Source organism: Bacteroidota bacterium (assembly GCA_016711505.1).
Taxonomy (GTDB): Bacteria; Bacteroidota; Bacteroidia; order AKYH767-A; family 2013-40CM-41-45; genus JADKIH01.
On record JADJSV010000008.1, the window covers coordinates 173,402 to 195,034 of the forward strand.

16 protein-coding genes and 1 pseudogene are annotated in these 21,633 nt (G+C 38.7%); 11 read left to right on the forward strand and 6 right to left on the reverse strand.

Annotated features, from left to right (window positions below):
* Positions 1-37: 37 nt before the first annotated feature.
* Positions 38-1,217, forward strand: a pseudogene (locus IPL24_10980) (urate hydroxylase PuuD).
* Between the two features lie 137 nt (positions 1,218-1,354).
* Here IPL24_10980 and IPL24_10985 read toward each other — a convergent pair.
* Positions 1,355-1,735 (reverse strand): hypothetical protein, encoded by a 381-nt coding sequence (locus tag IPL24_10985; GenBank protein ID MBK8364174.1) that lies wholly within the window; start codon positions 1,733-1,735, stop codon positions 1,355-1,357.
* Between the two features lie 162 nt (positions 1,736-1,897).
* Here IPL24_10985 and IPL24_10990 point away from each other — a divergent pair, with 162 nt between their 5' ends.
* Entirely contained in the window at positions 1,898-3,295 is a 1,398-nt protein-coding gene (locus IPL24_10990; GenBank protein MBK8364175.1) for a GHKL domain-containing protein, read from the forward strand.
* A gap of 142 nt (positions 3,296-3,437) precedes the next feature.
* Here IPL24_10990 and IPL24_10995 read toward each other — a convergent pair whose 3' ends face one another.
* The 3 genes from IPL24_10995 to IPL24_11005 all read right to left on the reverse strand — a co-directional run bounded on the left by IPL24_10995 (position 3,438) and on the right by IPL24_11005 (position 7,956).
* Positions 3,438-4,142: an alpha/beta fold hydrolase gene (locus IPL24_10995; GenBank protein ID MBK8364176.1), complete on the reverse strand. Its 705-nt coding sequence runs from the start codon at positions 4,140-4,142 to the stop codon at positions 3,438-3,440.
* 95 nt (positions 4,143-4,237) lie between these two features.
* A complete protein-coding gene (locus IPL24_11000) occupies positions 4,238-6,502 on the reverse strand; it encodes a molybdopterin-dependent oxidoreductase (GenBank protein MBK8364177.1) in 2,265 nt (754 codons plus the stop codon).
* A gap of 38 nt (positions 6,503-6,540) precedes the next feature.
* The gene (locus tag IPL24_11005) at positions 6,541-7,956 is read right to left on the reverse strand and encodes an FAD binding domain-containing protein (protein MBK8364178.1); all 1,416 of its coding nucleotides are present in this window, start codon (positions 7,954-7,956) and stop codon (positions 6,541-6,543) included.
* Between the two features lie 124 nt (positions 7,957-8,080).
* Between IPL24_11005 and IPL24_11010 the strand changes: the two genes are divergently transcribed.
* The 9 genes from IPL24_11010 to preA all read left to right on the forward strand — a co-directional run bounded on the left by IPL24_11010 (position 8,081) and on the right by preA (position 15,234).
* Positions 8,081-9,076, forward strand: coding sequence for a hypothetical protein (locus tag IPL24_11010; protein ID MBK8364179.1), 996 nt, complete (start codon positions 8,081-8,083; stop codon positions 9,074-9,076).
* A gap of 132 nt (positions 9,077-9,208) precedes the next feature.
* Positions 9,209-9,643, forward strand: coding sequence for a hypothetical protein (locus tag IPL24_11015; protein MBK8364180.1), 435 nt, complete (start codon positions 9,209-9,211; stop codon positions 9,641-9,643).
* A 47-nt stretch (positions 9,644-9,690) separates the two neighbouring features.
* A complete protein-coding gene (locus IPL24_11020; GenBank protein ID MBK8364181.1) occupies positions 9,691-10,125 on the forward strand; it encodes a nucleoside deaminase in 435 nt (144 codons plus the stop codon).
* Positions 10,126-10,165: 40 nt separating this feature from the next.
* Entirely contained in the window at positions 10,166-11,548 is a 1,383-nt protein-coding gene (gene hydA / locus IPL24_11025; protein MBK8364182.1) for a dihydropyrimidinase, read from the forward strand.
* 41 nt (positions 11,549-11,589) lie between these two features.
* Positions 11,590-12,456: an acyltransferase gene (locus tag IPL24_11030; GenBank protein ID MBK8364183.1), complete on the forward strand. Its 867-nt coding sequence runs from the start codon at positions 11,590-11,592 to the stop codon at positions 12,454-12,456.
* 91 nt (positions 12,457-12,547) lie between these two features.
* Positions 12,548-12,859, forward strand: a complete 312-nt coding sequence (locus IPL24_11035; protein ID MBK8364184.1) for a hypothetical protein — start codon at positions 12,548-12,550, stop codon at positions 12,857-12,859.
* 65 nt (positions 12,860-12,924) lie between these two features.
* Positions 12,925-13,401 (forward strand): FAD-dependent oxidoreductase, encoded by a 477-nt coding sequence (locus IPL24_11040; protein MBK8364185.1) that lies wholly within the window; start codon positions 12,925-12,927, stop codon positions 13,399-13,401.
* 9 nt (positions 13,402-13,410) lie between these two features.
* Positions 13,411-13,872, forward strand: coding sequence for an FAD-dependent oxidoreductase (locus IPL24_11045; protein ID MBK8364186.1), 462 nt, complete (start codon positions 13,411-13,413; stop codon positions 13,870-13,872).
* A gap of 12 nt (positions 13,873-13,884) precedes the next feature.
* Positions 13,885-15,234 carry an NAD-dependent dihydropyrimidine dehydrogenase subunit PreA gene (preA, locus tag IPL24_11050; GenBank protein MBK8364187.1) on the forward strand — a complete coding sequence of 450 codons (1,350 nt, stop codon included), beginning with the start codon at positions 13,885-13,887 and terminating at the stop codon, positions 15,232-15,234.
* Between the two features lie 194 nt (positions 15,235-15,428).
* On the opposite strand, the gene IPL24_11055 is transcribed toward preA, so the two are convergent.
* Both IPL24_11055 and IPL24_11060 read right to left on the reverse strand, forming a co-directional pair.
* A complete protein-coding gene (locus IPL24_11055; protein MBK8364188.1) occupies positions 15,429-15,854 on the reverse strand; it encodes a hypothetical protein in 426 nt (141 codons plus the stop codon).
* Positions 15,855-16,023: 169 nt separating this feature from the next.
* The coding region (locus IPL24_11060; GenBank protein MBK8364189.1) for a T9SS type A sorting domain-containing protein at positions 16,024-21,633 on the reverse strand (5,610 nt) is incomplete at its 5' end.

Consider the following 21,633-nt stretch of genomic DNA (forward strand, 5'->3'; position numbering starts at 1 on the left):
TATATTTGTCGGCGGACAATTTTTAGCAGGAAGCGGCATGGAAGCACATATCATGGACTGGATGAATTTGTTAGTCCGATGGATCCACGTTGTGTTTGGAATTGCATGGATCGGCGCATCCTTCTATTTTATTTTTCTTGAAAACAGTCTGAACAGAACCGAAAATTTACGTGATGAATTAGCGGGAAATTTATGGGCAATTCATGGCGGCGGATTTTATTATGTAGAAAAGTATAAAACTGCTCCCGGAGTTTTGCCAAAAAAACTTCACTGGTTTAAATACGAAGCATATTTCACATGGCTTTCGGGTTTTGTGTTGTTGAACATCGTTTATTATATGAATGCAAAGTCATATATGATCGATCCGGCAGTGCGTGATATCAGTCCGGCTACGGCAATTATGATCGGTCTGGGGAGCATGATCAGCGGTTGGATCATCTATGACCTTTTGTGCAAATCACCTTTGGTTCACAAGAAAAACTTTCGCTATAATCGGTTTCCTGATCGTAGTTCTCTACTCTATCGTCTTAAGTAAATTTTTAAGTGGTCGTGCTGCATTCATGCATATTGGAGCATTGCTGGGAACAATCATGGCAGGGAATGTGTTTTTTACTATCATTCCTTCACAGAAAGAATTAGTAGCAGCTGCAACAGAAGGTCGGCCATTGAATCCGGAGCTTGGGAAAATGGCAGGACTACGGTCGTTGCACAACAATTATATTACGTTACCGGTGATTTTTGTGATGATCAGCAATCACTTCCCGGTTACATTTGGTCATTCATGGAATTGGGCAATTCTGGCAGGTTTAACTATTGCCAGTGTTGCTGTACGTCATTACATAAATTTACATGAAAAGGGACAAAAAGCAGTATGGATGATTCCATTTGCTACTATAGCAATTTTAGCACTCATCATTGTTACTGCACCTGCAAAATTCAAAGGGAAAGATAACACACCGGTTAAATACAGTGAGGTGCAAACAATTTTTCAATTGCGCTGTAATCAATGTCATTCAGCCAAGCCGAGTGATGATGTGCAACTTGTTGCTCCGAATGGAGTCATGTTCGACAACTATGAGCAAATTCATAAGATGACTGATAAGATCATGCTACGTGCAGTCAATACACAATCAATGCCGCAGGGGAATAAAACGGGAATGACGGTTGAGGAAAGGGAGGTTATTGGGAGGTGGATTCAGCAGGGAGCTCATAATTAATAATGAAGTGGAATGGAATGAAGTGAAGTGAAGTGAAGTGAAGTGAAGTGAAGTGAAGTGAAGTGAAGTGAAGTGAAGTGAAGTGAAGTGAAGTGAAGTGAAGTGAAGTGAAGTTTTATTAATATAAAATTATTTTTTTAATCAACAATTCCTTCATAATTTATTAATTGTAAACAAGTAGAACTGTCTACAACTATAACATCGAATTGAGGGTTAATTAATCGCGCCCCTCTTAATCCGGCATTATTATAAAATTTTTTAATAGTAGTTGAATCAGGAAAATTAAAAGTACCGAATGCAGAAATATCTGAGCCAACAATATTTAAAACAATCCATTGCTTTCCATTTGCTTTATATTCTTTTTCAAAATAAAACCTCAATTTCTCATAGCCATTCTTTAAAATTAAATGCCTGCAATCGTCATTACTGATTAATATGGGTTCTTTATTAGAGCATCCAGGCAGTAACACCAAACCCATAACAAATAACAAAAGATATAAATATGCTATGCTCTTCATGTAAAATTAGTTTTTTTGGGAAACGTTACATTCTCAATTATATTTTGGGATTCCATTTTTCTCAAATAACAGTCAGTTTCTTACAGTTTAAGGAAAAGCGGAAACTTTGGGGGTACTCTGGCGAATAAGAGTTTACACACTATTGGCGCTACGCCGGATTATATGCACAAAATTATCAGAGTACTATCGGGTCATGAAGTATTCCAACAGATACCTGAAGAAGATGTAATTGGACGGCAAAGGTTCATTTTATACCGCATATTTTCTTACACCGGATCGCTCGTATGCATAGGAGTTTTTTTGCAGATGATGCTTACAATTCCTGATCCGGGTTTTCTTCCATTTTTAATTCTCACTCAGGGATGTATCATGAAGTTTAATTTCTTCATGACAAAAAAAGCAGATAATCTCCAAAGACATTACTGGATCATGATGATTGCTGCATTCTGTCTTGTTCACAGTGTAGCCTACACATGTGGTGGAATTATGACCGGTGGTTCATTGTATTGGGCAGTAATTATTCTTTATGCTTTCATGTTGCTTGGAAAAAAACCAGGTCAGTATTTCACTGTCGGTGTAATTACGCATTTCGTTTACATGTTTCTGATCAGCAAATTCACGGATCTGACATCATTTGCAATGTTTAAAAACGATACAGCTTTGATAAGTCAGGATTTTCTAACAAATGGAATTCTGACAGCCTTTCTGATCTCTACACAAGCGGCCTATCTTCAAAGCGGAAAAAACGTAGTCATTCAGAGCATCACAAAGTCACGGGATACACTGGCAAACAAAAACGATGAGCTTGAAAATAAGAACGAATTATTAAAGGCTTATTCGAATGGACTTGAAAAGACCAATAAGGAACTTGAAAAATTTGTTTCAATTGCCTCCCACGATTTAAAGTCACCTTTGCGTGCAGTTGCATGGCTAACAGCAATGATAGAAGAAGACATGGAAGGTAAACTCCCAAAAGATGTTCAGTCCAACTTCAATATTATCAAGCAAAGGGTAAGCAGAATGGAACAACTACTGAACGGTCTTTTAGAATATACTAAATCTGAAAAATCAGAATCGGAAATTACAGACGTTGATTTGAATATTATTGTAGAAGATTTCCTGGCAATAGAGCAAAATGGAAAAATTCCATCGTTCATGATTCAGGAAGGAATGCCAAAAGTGAGGATGGAAGAATTAAAACTTCGTCGTGTACTTTCAAATATTATTGATAATGCTATTCGCTTCAATGATAAAGAAAGGATCGCTATTATGATCTCGACAGAAGTCAATGAATTCGATACCATCATTCATATAGAAGACAATGGTCCGGGAATTGAAGAACAATATTTTGAAAAGATCTTCATACTTTTTCAAACTCTGAGCAGACGTGATGACCATGAAACAATGGGCGTTGGACTTTCGATTGCAAAAAAAATTGTCGAACAAAGAAATGGCAGGATCTGGTTAAGATCTACTATCGGCGAAGGAACAAGATTTAGTTTCAGTATTCCGCATGAGGTGAAGAGTGATTTGCTTTTGGAGCAGAGGCAGGTAGCCTGAAAAGAAATATAAACACGAAGAACACAAGTTCACAATAAGTTCACGGAAATCAAAACTTAATTTGTCCGGCATATTAATATAATAATCGATTCCGAAGGAATCTCTGCGGATTTTCTGCGTAATTTGCGTACTCTGCGGGAAATTAAATAACAAAAATTCGAGTATTGAAAAACCCCTTAAAGAACATCAAAAGCATTTTCACATTCACTTGTTCTATTGAATGCGGAGTATTGGGCAAAACTCCAAACTGAGCACCAGGTAAAAGTTTATATACTTTCACAGTCTCGTCTAGCGTTACCATTTTATCCCTATCCCCTAGTAAAATAAGTATGGGAATATTAATTTCCGGGTAGTCATCTGATTTAAGCGGATTGTTTTTACCCATGTCAGTCAAAAAATTTCCTGTAGCACGCAGTACTTCTTTCCAGTCAGCCGGTTGATGACGTCTTTTTAATTCAGCAGCAAAAGCAGGGATCTTCGCTTCAATTTTTTCAGGGTTCAGCATCTGTACTTCTTTATATGAAGTTTCTTCATCCCAATGAAATTTAGTCGCCAAAGTAATTAGTCGTTCAATCCGTTCAGGATTTCTTTTTGCAAGATACATTCCTACATATCCACCCATACTATAACCAAAAATAGAAACCTTGTCAAGACTATTTGAATCCAGAAAGTCTACAACTGCATCAGCAAACATCTCAATCGAAAATCCACCATCCGGAATTACTTCACCTCCATGTCCGGGAAAATTAAAAGTGAAAGCATTAAAGTCATTTCCTAACTCAACTTTTATTGAATCAAATTGCGATTTGGAACCAATCGCTCCATGAAGTAGAAGAAGATTTTTCATTTTTTTTAAAACACTAAGTCCACTAAAATTCGTCACAAGTACACACTATGCTATAAGTATTACACTTGCCTTACCCCATTAATAATTATTAATTATTAATTATTAATTAATTCATCAGAATGCAGCGTCATCAACACCCGCTCAGGTGTCATAGGTGATTCAAATGTCGACTTCGCATTTGGATTAAAAGCTTTCATTGCTTCACGCAAAGCGAAGAACGCACCGATTCCATACATTAGAGGTGGTTCACCGACTGCTTTTGAACGGAAGATTGCAAGGTTATCTACATTCGTCTGAAGGAAATCGATGTTGATCTCTTTTGGAACAGAATAAACATCCGGTACTTTATAAGTAGACAAAGCATTACTTCTTAATCGACCATCTTTGTCATAGATAACTTCTTCCATCGTCATCCAGCCAATTCCCTGCACAATTCCTCCCTCTACTTGTCCACGGTCAATGATCACATTCATTGAAGCACCAAAATCATGGACAACATTTACGGAATCGAATTCATAGGTTCCGCGTAAGCAATCAATCGTAACAGTTATTATTGCCGAACCATAAACGTGATATGCAAATGGATGTCCCTTTTCCTTTTTAGCATCAAATGATATTTCAGGAGTTGCATAATGACCGTGTTCAGATAAACTTACTCTTCTCAGATAAGCAGCCATGATCAATTGTCTCCAGTCAAGAGAACTCTTTTCACCTTTTACAAATACATATTGGTTAATTACTGAGATTGCATCAACAGTAGTATTCAATTCCATTGCAGCGACTTCTTTCAGCCGGTTGAGAATTGCTTCACATGCAATTTGTGTTGCACGGCCATTCAGATCAGCAGTAGCAGATGCTGCAGATGGAGAAGTATTTGCAATACGAAATGTATTTGTTGAATTTACCCTGATCATTGCAGGATCGATGGAGAAAATCTGAGCTGCTATCTGCAGAATTTTTGTATTTACACCTTGTCCCATTTCAACTGCACCGGTACTTACATTTACACTACCATCAGTATATACGTGTACTAATGCACGTGCCTGATTCATCAGTGTTTTTGTGAAACTTATACCAAATGCAACCGGCATCAGTGCAATTCCTTTTTTATATAATTGGTTTTTGAAATTGAATTGCGCAACTTCATTTCTCATTTTTTGAAGATCAAAGATCTTTTCCGCTTTTTCCCAACACTCGTTAGCTTCACTTACAGCAATTTGTCCATAAGGAAATTCATCTCCATTTCTTATGAGATTTTGTTTTTGAATTTCTGAAGCATTAATACCTAACTCATCAGCAGCATGTGCTATAGCGCTTTCGATAACAAACATACCTTGCGGACCGCCAAAGCCACGAAAGGCAGTGTTCGGCGGAAGATTTGTACGACAGCTATAAGCAGTTGCCTTGACATTTGGAATAAAGTACGAATTCGTACAATGAAAAAGTGTGCGTTCCATAACTGCAGGAGAAAGATCTGCAGCTGCACCAGCATTCTGATAAAAAGTCGCTTCATAAGCAAGGATCTTAAGATCTTTATCAAGACCAATCTTGTAATCCGAAGAATACGGATGTCGTTTTCCCGTCATCCGCATGTCTTCCATTCGATGCAGAGAATATTTTACCGGTCGTTTCAGATGATATGTTGCCAATGCACAAAGCGCTGCCCATGTATTTGCCTGGTCTTCTTTTCCCCCGAATCCGCCGCCTAAGCGGGTCACATCCACTTCAAGCATGTGCATAGGTAATCCAAGTACTTTCGAACATGCTCTCTGTACTGCTGTTGGACCTTGTGTCGATGAATAAATTTTTATTGCACCATTTTCCATTGGCAAGGTATAGGCACCTTGCGTTTCAATGTATAAATGTTCTTGTCCATTCGAATCAGCTTTTCCTTCAAAAACATGTACGCAATCCTTAAATGCATTTTCCGGTTCACCGATTTTAAAAGTTCGAGGTTGTACTATAAGGTGACCTTTCTTCTGCGCTTCACGCGGATCAGTAATTACAGGAAGAGGAGAAATTTCCACTTTGATTTTCCTGATTGCCATACGTGCGAGTTCATCGGATTCTGCAACAACAAAAGCAACAGGCATTCCACAGAAATGAACTTCGTGGTCAGCAATTAATGGTTCATCCGGAATAATACCACCGATCTGATTTTCGCCGGGGATATCCTTTGCAGTAAAAATTCTTACCACACCTTCAGACTGAATCGCTGCTGTCAGGTCAAGATTTTTTATTTCACCATGAGCAACAGGAGAATCAAATGCTACTCCGAAAAGTGTTCCTGCTAAAATGGGTATATCATCAAGGTAAATCGATTCTCCGCGTAAATGATTTTTGCTGTCTATATTTTTCATACCTAATGTTCATCATTGTAAAAAAAATGAACCTTTGTTTACATCGTTATAAATTCAGAATTTACTAATTCAGGATACCAGATTGCGAAATGACCTTTGATAAGTTGATTCAGCAATCTTCTTTTATATTCAATTGTTCCGCGTGCGTCGCTGATAGGAGAAATTTCCGATTGTACTATTGAAAGTAATTTTGATATCAATTCAGGAGATATTTTTTTTCCGGCAAGAAACATCGAAGATTTCTTCAGATATAGCGGAGTTGGTCCGACACCGCCTGCAGAAATACTTGCCTTTATAATTGTACCATTTTCAACTTCTGCAAGTATTGCACTGTTAACACTGGCAATATCCAGATTCGTTCTTTTACAAACTTTTTCGAAATTAAATTTGCAATTGGGTGAAGGAAGTTTAAAACTAATTGCCTTCACATATTCATTCGGATTTTTATCCAGCTTTTTATAGCCCAGATAAAACTCGCTTAGCTTTATCGTCCTGGAAGTTGTTGCAGTACATAATTCTATTGACGCATCCAATGCAAGAAAGAAGGCAGTAAAGTCTCCAATTGGTGAAGCATTTACCAAATTACCTGCAATAGTTGCCATATTCCTGATCGGTGTAGATGAAACAAGCTTGTAATATTTTTCAAAATCAGGAAATGCTTTTCTGATTACAGGTGATTCTATAAGATCAGTTACTGTAGAGGCAGCACCTATTGTACAAACTCCATTCTCTTCAGTGATTCCTGAAAGTTCTTCATTTTTCAAGAGGAATGAAAGTTGAGAATGTGGAAGATCTTCATGTTTCTGAACATAAAGATCTGTCCCCCCACTCACAAAATATTCGGGATCTGCAATTCTGCTATGTCTTGTACATGATAATTGAACGAGAGCAAGTTTTTCTTTTATCGTTGCAAAATACTCAGGAAGAATTTTCTTGTCTGAAACAAAAACAATTGCTTCTTCATTCTTTCTCTGCGAACAGATGCCGGCAATTTTCGCTACTGCCCTTTGAATTGATTTATAACCGGTACAACGACAAATATTGCCATCGATGGCAGCCAATGCTTCCGACTCATAATCCTTTACATCTTCACGAAGACAAAATCCGGCAAGGGACATTACAAATCCGGGTGTACAGAATCCGCACTGTGTTGCGCCTTCATCGCTCATAGCCTGTTGCACGGGATTGAGGTTTTCCATATTCACCCCTTCTATTGTTACGATATGTTTTCCATGCGCATTTGCCAAAGGCATTAAACAGGAAGTCATCGATCTGTAGCGCATTCTCCCTTCAACGATCTCACCAACTAAAACAGTGCATGCTCCACAATCTCCTTCACGACAACCGATCTTTGTTCCGGTTAAATTTTTCAGATACCGGACATAATCAAGAACTACAACTCCGGGATGTCCTGAATAATGCACTTCCTTTTCATTCAAAATAAATTTAATCACTTTCAGATTCTTTAGATTATATAACGCTCTAAAAATACTTTTTCTGCATGACAGTTAGAATGTCTATTTTGCACTCAAAGTACGGTTGTTAGCTTATTTGACAAAAATAAAATTATTTCACGAAGTGAGTCCAAATCAAAAACAAATATATTTTAAGTTAATAGCACTTTGGGTCATATGCGAAGCTATGTTAGGTGGAATCATTCATGGCCTCAAGTTACCCATTTCGGGACTGGTAGTTGGAGGCTCTGCAGTTGTTTGCATTAGTCTGATCGGACATTTAGTTCCATTCAAAGGAGCTATTATCAGAGCAACGATAGTAGTAGCAATTTTCAAAATGCTGCTTTCACCCCATAGTTCTATTCCGGCTTACATTGCAGTATTCTTTCAGGGTATCTGTGGTGAACTACTGTTTTCTTCCGGAAGCAAGAACTATCAGTTAAAATGTTACGTGCTTGCCTTTCTTGCTCTCATTGAATCAGCCATACAGAGAATTCTAGTTATGACGGTTCTTTATGGTATTGAGTTCTGGAAAGCAGTGAATGACTATATAGCCAATCTGACAAAATCAGATCCTGCTACAAATTACAGTCTGTATTTCGTGACAACTTATCTGGTCTTACATCTGATCGCAGCATTTCTGATTGGCAGATTCTGTGCAGCAATTCCCGCAATGCTGCGGTTTACCAAAGAGGAAATGCAACCTTTTATAATTTCTCTTCCGGCTCAGGTTCCGGAAGAGAAAATCAAAAAGAAAAGAAATAAAATTAACTTCTTTGTCGTGATATGGTTAATCCTGGTTTCCATTTTTATTTATTCCCGTATCTATCCTAACGGTGTATTCTCGAATGGTCATGAGTCGTTGAAATTTATTTTCAGGGCGGCTATAATTCTTCTGACCTGGTATCTGATTCTGGCACCTATCCTTTTGCGTCTGTTGAAAGGATGGCTGGAGAAAAGGAAAGGAATTTACAGGAAGGAGATCGAGGAAGTAGTATTGTTGCTACCAACTACAACTTTATTGATAAAAGAAAGCTGGAAGCGTACTCAGGGACGAAAAGGTTTCGCCAGAATAAAGGACTTTTGGAGATTATTGATTATAAACACTGTAGTTGATTAAATAATTTTTTTTCGACTTGTAAGTACTAATTTTTTTTTCTACTATTATAAGGCAATTCAAACCCACATTTGATGCAGAAGAAAGAAGTCTATATTTTAACCGGCACCATACATTTCGGGAAAAAGTTCAACTTTGGCCAAATGGTGCAATACACGAAACGATGTCTTCGGCATTTTATCTCCGGTCGAAAATGGCAAACGATTTTTTCAGGACATTTCAAACGGTGAAAAGTTTCCTATGGAAGCCGGACCTGAAGAGATCTCAACCATCCCAATTGGAAAGTTCAAATTCAGCATGAGTGCATTTTCAAAAGCTGTAGAGATCATTTCAGGAAGTGCATATAATAAAAACGGGTGGCTTGTGATCGATGAAATCGGGCCGCTTGAATTGTCAGGAAGAGGTTTTGATGAAGTTCTCAAAGAAGTATTACAAGCATCACCTTCTAACATGAAAATTATTCTGGTAGTAAGAGATACCATCAAAGATGATGTGATCCACAGGTACTCCCTTTCAGATCATCTGATCAAAGAAGTTAATTTTCTGAGCGGTCAGGATGCCTTAGTTTGAAAAGTCAATTATTCTTTGCATATTGAATCCCTTTTAAAAATTAATTTATGGATGAATATATGCAAGCCGCCATTGATGAAGCCCGTCAGGGCCGTCGAGAAGGTGGAATTCCGATCGGATCTGTACTTGTAAGAGACGGAAAAATCATAGGACGGGGACACAATAAAAGAGTTCAGGATGGCGATCCGATAACACACGCGGAAATCGATTGTCTTCGCAATGCAGGTCGTGTAGGTGATTACAAAAATGCCGTTTTATATTCTACCCTCATGCCTTGCTACCTTTGCGCAGGCGCAGTAGTACAATTTAATATTAAAACAGTTTATGCCGGAGAGAATGAAACATTTTCAGGAGCGAAAGAATTCATGGAATCACATGGTGTGAAAGTTATCAATATTGATTCTGAAGAATGTAAAAAAATGATGTCTGATTTTATCGAAGAAAACCCTAAATTGTGGTTCGAAGACATTGGAGAACTTTAAGCTTTTCTCCGGAGGATTTTTATACAGCAAAAAATAACAAATGACTATATTAATTAAGAACGGTAAAATTGTGACTGCATCTGAAATTATGGATGCAGATGTTTTTATTGAAGGTGAAACGATACGCGCTATCGGAAGAGATTTACCCTTCAAAGCAGATAAAACAATTGATGCAAGTGGAATGCTTATCATTCCCGGAGGAATAGATCCTCATGTTCACCTCGACATGCCATTCATGGGTACTTACTCAAGTGATAATTATACGACAGGAACTTCAGCAGCATTGTTTGGAGGGACAACAATGGTCATAGATTTCATTTTACAGACACAGGGTAAATCTCTCTACCATGCTCTTGGTGAATGGCAGGGAAGATCGAATAACAATGCTTGTTGTGACTATTCATTTCATATGGCCGTAACAGATTTCAATGATAGTACAAAGCAGGAGATCTCTGATATGGTCAACAAAGAAGGAATAATTTCCTTCAAAACATTTATGGCTTATAAAGGTGCCTTAATGATCGATGACAGACAGATGGTTGGCTTGATGAATGAAGTGAAAAAACAAGGAGGAATGGTAACTGTTCATGCGACCAATGGAGATATGATCGATTACCTGATTGCCAAACACCGTGCAGAAGGAAAACTAGCTCCACTCTATCATTATTTATCGCAGCCGGAGATCACAGAATCTGAAGCTTCGGGGCGATTTGCAGATATGGCTTTTCATACCGGCGTTCCAGCTTATATTGTACATATGACCTGCGAAGGTGCATTGAATCAGGTACGTGATGCTGAGAAAAGAAATCAACGTGTGTTTGCAGAAACATGTATTCAGTATCTTGTGCTTGATGCTTCACTTTACGAAAAGAATTTTGATGGGGCAAAATGGGTAATGAGTCCACCCCTCAGAGAGAAAAAAGATCAGTCAGCATTATGGGCAGGAATTAATCAGGGAAGTATACAGGTTGTAGCAACTGATCATTGTCCGTTTAAGTGGGAGCAAAAACTTATGGGCAAAGATGATTTTTCAAAAATTCCAAACGGGCATCCTGCTATTGAACACAGAATGGAATTACTGTTTTCAGAAGGCGTAAATAAAGGAAAGATCTCTTTGAATAAATTCGTAGAAGTTTCTTCCACTAATGCCGCAAAGATCTTTGGTATGTATCCTAAGAAAGGATGTGTTGCTGTCGGCTCTGATGCAGATCTTGTTATTTTTGATCCGAATGAAGAGCATGTTATCACTGTAGACAAGCATCATATGCATGTAGACTACAGTGCTTATGAAGGCTGGAAAGTAAAAGGTAAGACAAAAACTGTTATTTTACGCGGTGAAATTGCAATTGAAAATAATGAAAGGAAAATTTCTCCGGGTTATGGCAAATTTGTAAAAAGAAATAAAGTGAATGGAATAATTTAAATTCCATCTTCAAAAATAAAATTAATTCTAAAAAAATTATTATGGCAAGAATGATTCGTTCCGGACTGATCCAAATGAGTTTACCAAAAACCGAAGGAGAAGGTACAATACCGGAAATTATAAATGCAATGGTTCAAAAGCATATTCCATTTATTGAAGAAGCCGGCAAAAAAGGTGTGCAGATTCTTTGTTTACAGGAAATTTTTAACACTCCGTATTTTTGTCCGGGACAGGATAAAAAATGGTATGAATCTGCTGAATCAGTTCCCGGTCCTACGACAGATCTGATGTCTGAGTATGCAAAGAAATACAACATGGTTATTATTGTTCCTGTCTATGAAAAAGAGCAAGCCGGATTTTTATACAATACTGCTGCTGTCATTGATGCCGATGGAACTTATTTAGGCAAGTATAGAAAAAATCATATTCCACATACGTCGGGTTTCTGGGAGAAATTTTTCTTTAAACCGGGGAACTTAGGTTATCCGGTATTTCAGACGAAGTATGCAAAGATCGGAGTTTACATTTGTTACGACAGACATTTTCCTGATGGAGCTCGTGTGTTAGGATTGAATGGTGCAGAGATCGTTTACAATCCTTCAGCAACCGTTGCAGGATTATCACAATACCTATGGAAACTTGAACAACCTGCTCATGCAGCAGCAAATGGATATTTCATGGGTTGCATCAACAGAGTTGGTGAAGAGAAACCATGGAACCTTGGTAAATTCTATGGTACTTCTTATTTTGTAGATCCAAGAGGACAGATCTTTGCACAGGCTTCTGAAGATAAAGATGAATTGCTTGTTGCAGATTTCGATCTTGATATGATAGAAGAAGTTCGTTCAACATGGCAGTTTTTCCGTGATCGCCGTCCTGAGACATACGGTAAATTAGTTGAACTATAAAAAATGTCTTTCGTTTTTCGTCTTTTGTCTTTCGTCTACGAGGGTTCGAAAAACGAAAAACGAAAGAAGATAAACTTAAAACGAAAAACGAATGAGTGAATTCCTCCCTCCTTCCAGTGAATCTGAATTTGAGAATAATTTCAAACAGATAAAACCACTGATGAATGAAACAGAAGCGTACTATGAAAGTTCACGTTGCTTATTTTGTTATGATGCACCTTGTATAAATGCTTGTCCGAGTAGTATTGATATACCACTCTTCATCCGGCAGATCAACTCCAAGAATCCACTTTCATCGGCAAAACCATTTACGATTCCAACTATTTTGGTTATGCTTGCGGCAAGGTTTGTCCGACAGAAGTATTATGTGAAGGAGCATGTGTCTATAATCATCAGGATGTAAAACCGATTGAGATCGGCAGATTACAAAGCTTTGCAACGGATAAAGCAATTCGATCCAATAAACAATTGTATCGGCTGCCACCATCCAATGGAAAGAAAGTCGCAATCATTGGTGCCGGTCCTGCCGGAATTTCATGTGCCTGTGAATTGAAGATGCTTGGATTTGATGTTGATATTTATGAATCAAAAGAAAAATCATCCGGCTTGACAGTATATGGTGTTGCACCTTATAAGATCACGAATAAAGAAGCATTGGATGAAATGGATTATCTGGAGAATCAATTCAAATATAAAGTTCATTATAATAAAGCGATTTCAACAAAAGCTCAGATAGAAGAACTGGAAAAAAAGTATGATGCAATCCTGATCGGCTTTGGACTTGGAAAGACTTCAATGATCAGTATTTCAGGAGAAGAAAAAGAGAATTGTTTTGGCGCTGTCGAATTTGTTGAGAAACTACGGATGACACATCACAAGACTAATGTACCCAAGAATGTAATAGTACTTGGAGGCGGGAACACTGCAATGGACGCTGCATCCTAGAGTGCACGAATGGGTGCAGAAAAAGTTATCCTTGCCTACCGACGCGGAAAAGAAGAAATGGGTGCCTACGATTTTGAATATGATCTGGCAAAAGGTGTGGGTGTAAAAGGTATGTTCAATGTGTCTCCATTGGAGATTCTTGGAAATGGTAAAGTGACCGGAGTAAAATTTATCCGCACACAGATTGTGAATGGCAAGCTTGAGAATATTGCCGGATCAGAATTTACTGAATCATGCGATTGGGTTATCAAAGCTACCGGACAATCTAAACAGGTAGAGTTATTGAAAATGATGTCGGGGATTTCAATTGATGCAAAAGGAAGAATAGAAGTTGACCAGGAAACATTCCAGACAAAAAATCCGAAGTACTTCGCAGCAGGTGATGCAGTGAGTGGCGGACAAGAAGTAGTAAATGCAGCAGCAGAAGGACGAAAGGCTGCAAGAGGAATAAGTAAATCTCTTTCAAAATAAATTGAAAAAATTATGGCTGATCTAAGATCAAATTTAGCAGGAATAAAATCTCCCAATCCTTTTTGGCTTGCTTCTGCACCACCAACAAATAGTGGCTACCAGATCATGAAAGCGTTTGATGCCGGTTGGGGTGGCGCAGTATGGAAAACACTGGGTGTCCCGGTTGTGAATGTTTCCAGTCGTTATGGTGCATTGAATTATCGTGATAACAGAATGGTAGGATTCAACAACATTGAGTTGATCACTGATCGCCCGCTTGCAGATAATCTTCGGGAGATAGAGGAAGTAAAAAAGAGATTTCCTGATCATGCAATCATCGCTTCATTGATGGTCGAGACCCGTGAGCAATGGCATCAGATCGTAAAAGATGCTGAGAATGCAGGTGCTGACGGTCTTGAATTAAATTTCGGTTGTCCGCATGGAATGTGTGAGCGCGGAATGGGATCGGCAGTTGGCCAGGAACCAAAAGTATTGAAGATGATAGTTGAATGGGTCAAAGAAGTTGCCAAAGTTCCGGTAATAGTAAAACTCACTCCAAATATTTCCGACATCACACGTCCTGCAATGGCTGCACGCGAAGGCGGTGGTGATGCGATTTCACTTATCAATACCATTCAAAGTATTGTTGGTGTTGATATAGACAATTTTGTTCCTTATCCGGTTGTAGATGGTAAGAGCACAAACGGCGGGTATTGCGGTCCGGCTGTGAAGCCAATAGCAATGAACATGCTTAAGAACTGTGCTCAGCATCCAAACATTAATTTACCTATTTCCGGAATCGGCGGAATTGAGAATTGGCGCGATGCCGTAGAATTTATTTTGCTTGGAGCAACAAATGTACAAGTTTGTACTGCTGTCATGCACTTTGGATTTGGAATAATTCGTGAAATGAAAGCAGGACTGGAAAATTACATGGATGAAAAGGGATTTAAAACCCTCGACGATTTCAGAGGGAAAGCTCTTCCGAACATCATGCATTGGGAAGATCTTAATTTGAAATATAAAGTCGTTGCTAATATTAACGAAGAGAAATGTATCGGTTGTCAGTTATGCTATACGGCATGTGAGGATGGAGCACATCAGGCAATAGGACTTTCTTCTGACCCATTGAATCGTATTCCACATATCATTGAAGAAAATTGTGTAGGCTGTAATCTTTGTTCGTTAGTTTGTCCGGTAGAAGATTGTATTGAAATGGAAAGACGCGATGATGGTAAACAGGAAATTACCTGGAAAGACAGAACTCTTGCCGGAAATATCCCTACCACCTTTGATGATGAACTTGCAGGCGGAAGACACCATTGGGTTCCGGAGCCGGAGGCTGCTTTGGTTACGCCGAAGCCGGTGCATTATAGGGGGTAGTTTTAAGTTCAAGGTTCAAAGTTCAAGGTTCAAGGTTCAAAGTTCAAAGTTCAAAGTTCAAAGTTGGCTTCGTAGTCACCTATGTAGCAAACTTTGAACCTTGAACCTTGAACTTTGAACTAAAAAAAATCCGGCCACCACCACAGTAACCGGACTAATAAACCTGATAAACTAACAATCAATTTTTTTGACTTCTAATCTTGAAAAATCTTTTGGTTTTTATTTTGATCGAGAATTATTCTGAGACTTGTGCTAATAACTAAAGCAGCAGATAAGGCAGAGACTCTTGTCCATGAAATGGATTCGATGTATGATAGTACCGGTGAAATTGCAGATGAAAGTGTAAAATCAAAAACTGCACTTAAAAAAACTAACAGTGCCGCAGCAATTGAATAGAACCTGATCTTTTTGAAATAAAGAATTCGGGGAATAAGAATTCCGGAATTAATAGCACCTATCAAACCAACAAGAAGAGCAAGCAGTAGTTTGTCGTCCTGAGAATTCAGAAAGTAATTTGTGTAAGCAACATTATTAAACAAAGCGAATAATAGCAGTGGCAGAAAAATTAGCCATGCAGCGAGGTGTAAAATAGCTGTCGCAGAACTATTGAACCGATTCATTAATATAGACAATTAGGTATAACAATGATACATATCTAATTCGAAAAAAATACAAAGGAATTTGCGATTTTTTCAACTTGCGATAAAAACACAAATAACAGCGGTAAATTTTTTACAAAAATAAAGGCCCCTTCAATTAAGAAAGGGCCTTCGCGTCCAATTCAATTAGTTATTTAACTAAAATTAATCGACCATTTATCACCTTACTATTATTTGAAATTCTATATAAATAAATACCAACAGGCAATTCTTCAGCATTGAATTCTACACTGTAATTTGCTCCTGCTTCAATTTCTCCATTGAACAATGAAGCGATCTTCATTCCTGACATTGAAAATACTTCAACTGAAGTCATTCCTGAAAAATCAGGTGACATAAATTCAATTGTAGTTTTAGAGTTGAATGGGTTCGGGAATGCATTGACAATAAAGTCAGTATTTTCTTCTTCCGGCTGTTCATCAGAAATTCTGTTTCCTCCAATACCGAAATTCACATTTGTGCAGGGTATTCTTGTAATAGGACCTGAATATGTTCCAACGAAATCGCCAATTCCCATTCCTCTTGCCCCTGCTACAGTAAAGAGTTTATAATTTTCAGGAGAACCGGCAGGATCATTATTAGCATATATTGTTGTCGTATCACCATCAGCGGATTTCACTCCAAGTTGATTCAAGTCAGTATTAAATGATGAATAAACTGCAGCACTCCACTTCCACTCCACATTTGCTACTCCCGGACGATTTGCAGTCCACACACCTTTCCATGTGATAGAAGATAGGTTTCTTAAAATTGTACTAGGTAGTAAATGTGCATATCCTGAAATAAAATAATTGCCGGAAATATTCGGTGGTGCAATAGTCATCCATTCAATTCCATTAAATGTTGTTGTTGCAACAGAAACAGTATCGGTTATAACAAGTTTGGAAATCTTTGGATTCAGATTAAAGCGCGAACTGGCAATATTTTGATCAGAGAAAGTTAACATCAAAGGATATGCGCCGGCATAGTTTACTTTTACTACTGCGCTGAACCAGATAGTTCTTCCGATCGCAATATCATTATTATTAAATCCTGCTACAATCCTGCTAAAGTCTGCAGCAGATTTTGTAATTGCAATAGTTGTTGACAGCACAGACATACATCCTTTTGCATCAGTGACTCGAACATTATATGCTCCTGCTCTCAGGCCGGTTATACTTGAAGTTGTTTGGCCGGTATTCCACAGGTAAGTGAACGGCGCTACTCCGCCTGTGATTGTTGTTACAGCAGATCCCTGATAACCATTTGCACAATTACCTGCCGATCCTCTGACGGAAGCTTTCATTGGTGCTGAAACAATACGTGTAGCAGTACTAGTACAACCGAAAGTATTTTTGACTGTTACTGTATAAGTTCCGCCTGTTCTTACAGAAATAAATTGTTTTGTTGAAGCAGTATTCCATTTATATGTAAAACCAGGAGAAGCAGTAAGTGTTGTTGCACCGCCCGGACATATGAAATCATTTCCTGAAATTGAGCTTATTGGTAATGTACTCTGCGTGACATTCACAGTAACAGAAGCTGTACATCCCGCTAAATTAGTAGCCTGAACTGTGTATGAACCCGCAGTAGAAATTCTTGAACATTGTGTTGTATCACCATTACTCCATAGGTAAGAAGTCATACCTCCTGTTGCACAAAGGTTTGTTGATGAATCAGGACAATATGATAAATTTCCAGTGACGATGACTCTTGGAAGAGATGGATTTGCAACTATTGCAGTAACATTAAGAGTACATCCATTGGCATCGGTCACCGTTACTACATATGTACCGGCCGCAAGACCTACTGCCATATTAGTAGTTTGAACGGGATTCGTATTCCATAAGAAAGTATATGGAGATCTTCCTCCACCAGGAGTAACTTTCGCTGTTCCTGTGTTGGCAACGCAACCGGTAGGAGTTGTAAGCATAGTTCCCGTCACCCTTGTTGGTGAAGCAGTAATTACTGCCGAAGCACTCTTAGTACATCCTTCGAAATCTGTTACTGTATAATTGTATGTTCCTGCCGTAAGGTTCGTACGTGGAGAACCACCATAGATGTAAGGTGCTGTTCCACCGGTAGCTGTTAATGTAACACTTCCGCGGCCATTAAAACACAAGATCTGATTCGCAGTTGCAATTAAATTCAGAGGCGCCGGAGCAGGATTGATTAACACATCAACAGAATCAATACATCCGTTCGCATCAGTCAAAGTATAAAGGTAATTGCCTTCCAGCAATCCATTAGTTGATTGATTATTGAAAGTATAAGGCGCTGTTCCTCCTGTGGGTGTCAATGCAACACTTGCTGTTCCGCCAAAACATCTTATTTGAGTGACATTTGTGATCAGCGTTGGCAAGGATTTGACGGTTACATTGGTTGTTACAATACTATCACAACCTAAATAATTAGCATTAGGAAGTGTTGTAATATAGCTTCCGCTGACCAATGGATAAATTGTAGTATTGTCAGGCATAAGTAATGCACTTCCTGCACAAAGAATAATAGTTCTTGAACTTGTGGTATTTGTAATAACATTTAAAGTAGTAGTGATAACACTGTCACATCCAGAAGCATTTTGAATAATACTGATATACGTACCGGCAAGTGAAACTGTATTTCCATCCGGCAAAATATGAGTATGACCACTGCAAATCGTTGTGTTCGCAGATGAATAAGTAGTAGCAGAAACCGAAATAGTTGTAGTTATCGTTGAATCACAGCCATTGGAATTTACCAGATGAGTAACATATACACCGGCAGTCGAAACAATTGATCCATCAGCAAGAGTATATGAAGCGCCATTACAAATTGTAATATTCTGATTAGATGCTGTATTCTGGATTACTGTTAAAGTAGTAGTGATAACAGAATCACAACCTGAAGAATTAACGAGATGACTTGTATAAACACCTGTCGTATTTACAATAGCTCCACTTGGTAATGTGAAATTTTGTCCGGCACAAATTGATGCAAGCTGACTAGAGGAAGAGTTAGCAATAACTGATACAATCGAAGTAACAACTGAATCACAACCTGCATTATTTTCGATATGTGAAATATAAGTCCCCGCTGAATTAATAACGCCTCCATCAGGAAGAGTATATGATGACCCGTTGCAGATTGAGACGTTTTGAGTTGACGCTGAATTTGAAATCACTGTCAGGTTCGTTGTGATCGTTGAGTCACATCCTGCTGCATTTGCAATATGTGAAACATACGTTCCGGAAACGGTTGTTGTTGCTCCATCAGGTAATGTATGAGTAGCACCGGAACAGATAGACACATTTTGTATAGATGAAGAATTTGGAACGACAGTCAGATTAGTTGTAACAACAGAATCACATCCAACACCAAGAGGAATGCTGGAAATATAAGTTCCGCTGTTTGTTACACTGATTCCATCAGGAAGTACAAAAGTACTTCCATCACAAATCGAAACATTCTGAGTAGAATTTGAACCAACCAGAACTGTTAAGTTCGTTGTAATAGTAGAATCACATCCTGCTGCATTTGAAATATGGCTTGTGTAAACTCCTGTCACGGTAGCTGTAGCACCATCAGGTAAAGTATGCATAGCACCATCACAGATCGAAACAGTCTGGGTCGACGTTGTATTTGGAATAACTGTCAAATTAGTTGTGATAGTTGAATCACAACCCGCTGCATTTGAAATATGTGAAACATAAGTTCCAGTTACAGTAGCAGTAACTCCATCAGGCAAAGTATGCGTTGTACCATCACAGATCGAAACAGTTTGTGCCGAAGTCGTATTTGGAATAACAGTCAAGTTCGTTGTGATCGTTGAATCACATCCCGCTGCATTTGCAACATGTGAAACATAAGTTCCGGAAATTGTAGCTGTAGCTCCATCAGGTAAAGTATGTGTCGCTCCATCACAGATCGAAATAGTTTGAGTCGATGTTGTATTCGGAATAACCGTCAAATTCGTTGTGATCGTTGAATCACATCCCGCTGCATTTGAAATATGAGAAACATACGGTCCGGAAACAGTCGCTGTAGCGCCATCAGGCAAAGTATGCGTCGCTCCATCACAGATCGAAACAGTCTGAGTCGAAGTCGTATTTGGAATAACCGTCAGGTTCGTTGTGATCGTTGAATCACATCCTGCTGCATTTGCAACATGTGAAACATAAGTTCCGGAAATGGTTGCATAAGCGCCATCAGGCAAAGTATGAGTCGCTCCATCACAGATCGAAACAGTCTGAGTTGAAGTTGTATTTGGAATCACCGTTAAGTTAGTCGTGATCGTTGAATCACATCCTGCAGCATTTGAAATATGTGAAACATAAGTTCCCGAAATTGTAGCTGTAGCTCCATCAGGTAAAGTATGTGTCGCTCCATCACAGATCGAAACAGTCTGAGTCGATGTTGTATTTGGAATAACTGTTAAGTTCGTTGTAATTGTTGAATCACATCCTGCTGCATTTGCAATATGAGAAACATAAGTTCCAGTTACAGTAGCAGTAACGCCATCAGGTAAAGTATGCGTTGCACCATCACAAATTGAAACAGTCTGAGTTGAAGTTGTATTTGGAATAACTGTTAAGTTCGTTGTAATTGTTGAATCACATCCAGCAGCATTTGCAATATGAGAAACATATGTTCCTGTAACAGTTGCAAAAGCTCCATCAGGTAAAGTATGAGTCGCTCCATCACAAATTGAAACAGTCTGAGTCGAAGTGGTATTTGGAATAACCGTTAAATTCGTTGTAATAGTTGAATCACATCCCGCTGCATTTGGAATATGAGAAACATACGTTCCGGAAATGGTTGCAAAAGCTCCATCAGGCAAAGTATGCGTCGCTCCATCACAGATCGAAACAGTTTGAGTCGATGTTGTATTTGGAATAACCGTCAAATTCGTTGTGATCGTTGAATCACATCCTGCAGCATTTGCAATGTGAGAAACATAAACACCAGTCACAGTAGCTGTAACGCCATCTGGCAAAGTATGAGTAGCACCATCACAGATCGAAACAGTCTGAGTTGAAGTTGTATTCGGAATAACCGTTAAATTCGTTGTGATTGTTGAATCACATCCTGCAGCATTTGCAACATGAGAAACATACGTTCCGGAAATGGTTGCAAAAGCTCCATCAGGCAAAGTATGTGTTGCTCCATCACAGATCGAAACCGTTTGCGTCGAAGTAGTATTTGGAATAACTGTTAAATTCGTTGTGATCGTTGAATCACATCCCGCAGCATTTGGAATATGAGAAACATACGTTCCGGAAATGGTTGCAAAAGCTCCATCAGGTAAAGTATGTGTCGATCCATCACAGATCGAAACAGTCTGAGTTGAAGTTGTATTTGGAATCACAGTCAGAGTAGTTGTAATCATTGAATCACATCCTGCAGCATTTGCAATATGTGAAACATAAGTTCCAGTCACAGTAGCTGTAACGCCATCTGGCAAAGTATGAGTAGCTCCATCACAGATCGAAACAGTTTGCGTCGAAGTAGTGTTTAGAATAACTGTTAGGTTTGTTGTGATCGTTGAATCACATCCTGCAGCATTTGAAATGTGGCTAGTGTAAACTCCTGTCACGGTTGCAGTAGCGCCATCAGGTAAAGTATGCGTTGCACCATCACAGATCGAAACCGTCTGAGTTGAAGTTGTATTTGGAATCACCGTTAAATTCGTTGTGATTGTTGAATCACATCCTGCTGCATTTGAAATATGAGAAACATAAGTTCCGGAAATGGTTGCAAAAGCTCCATCAGGTAAAGTATG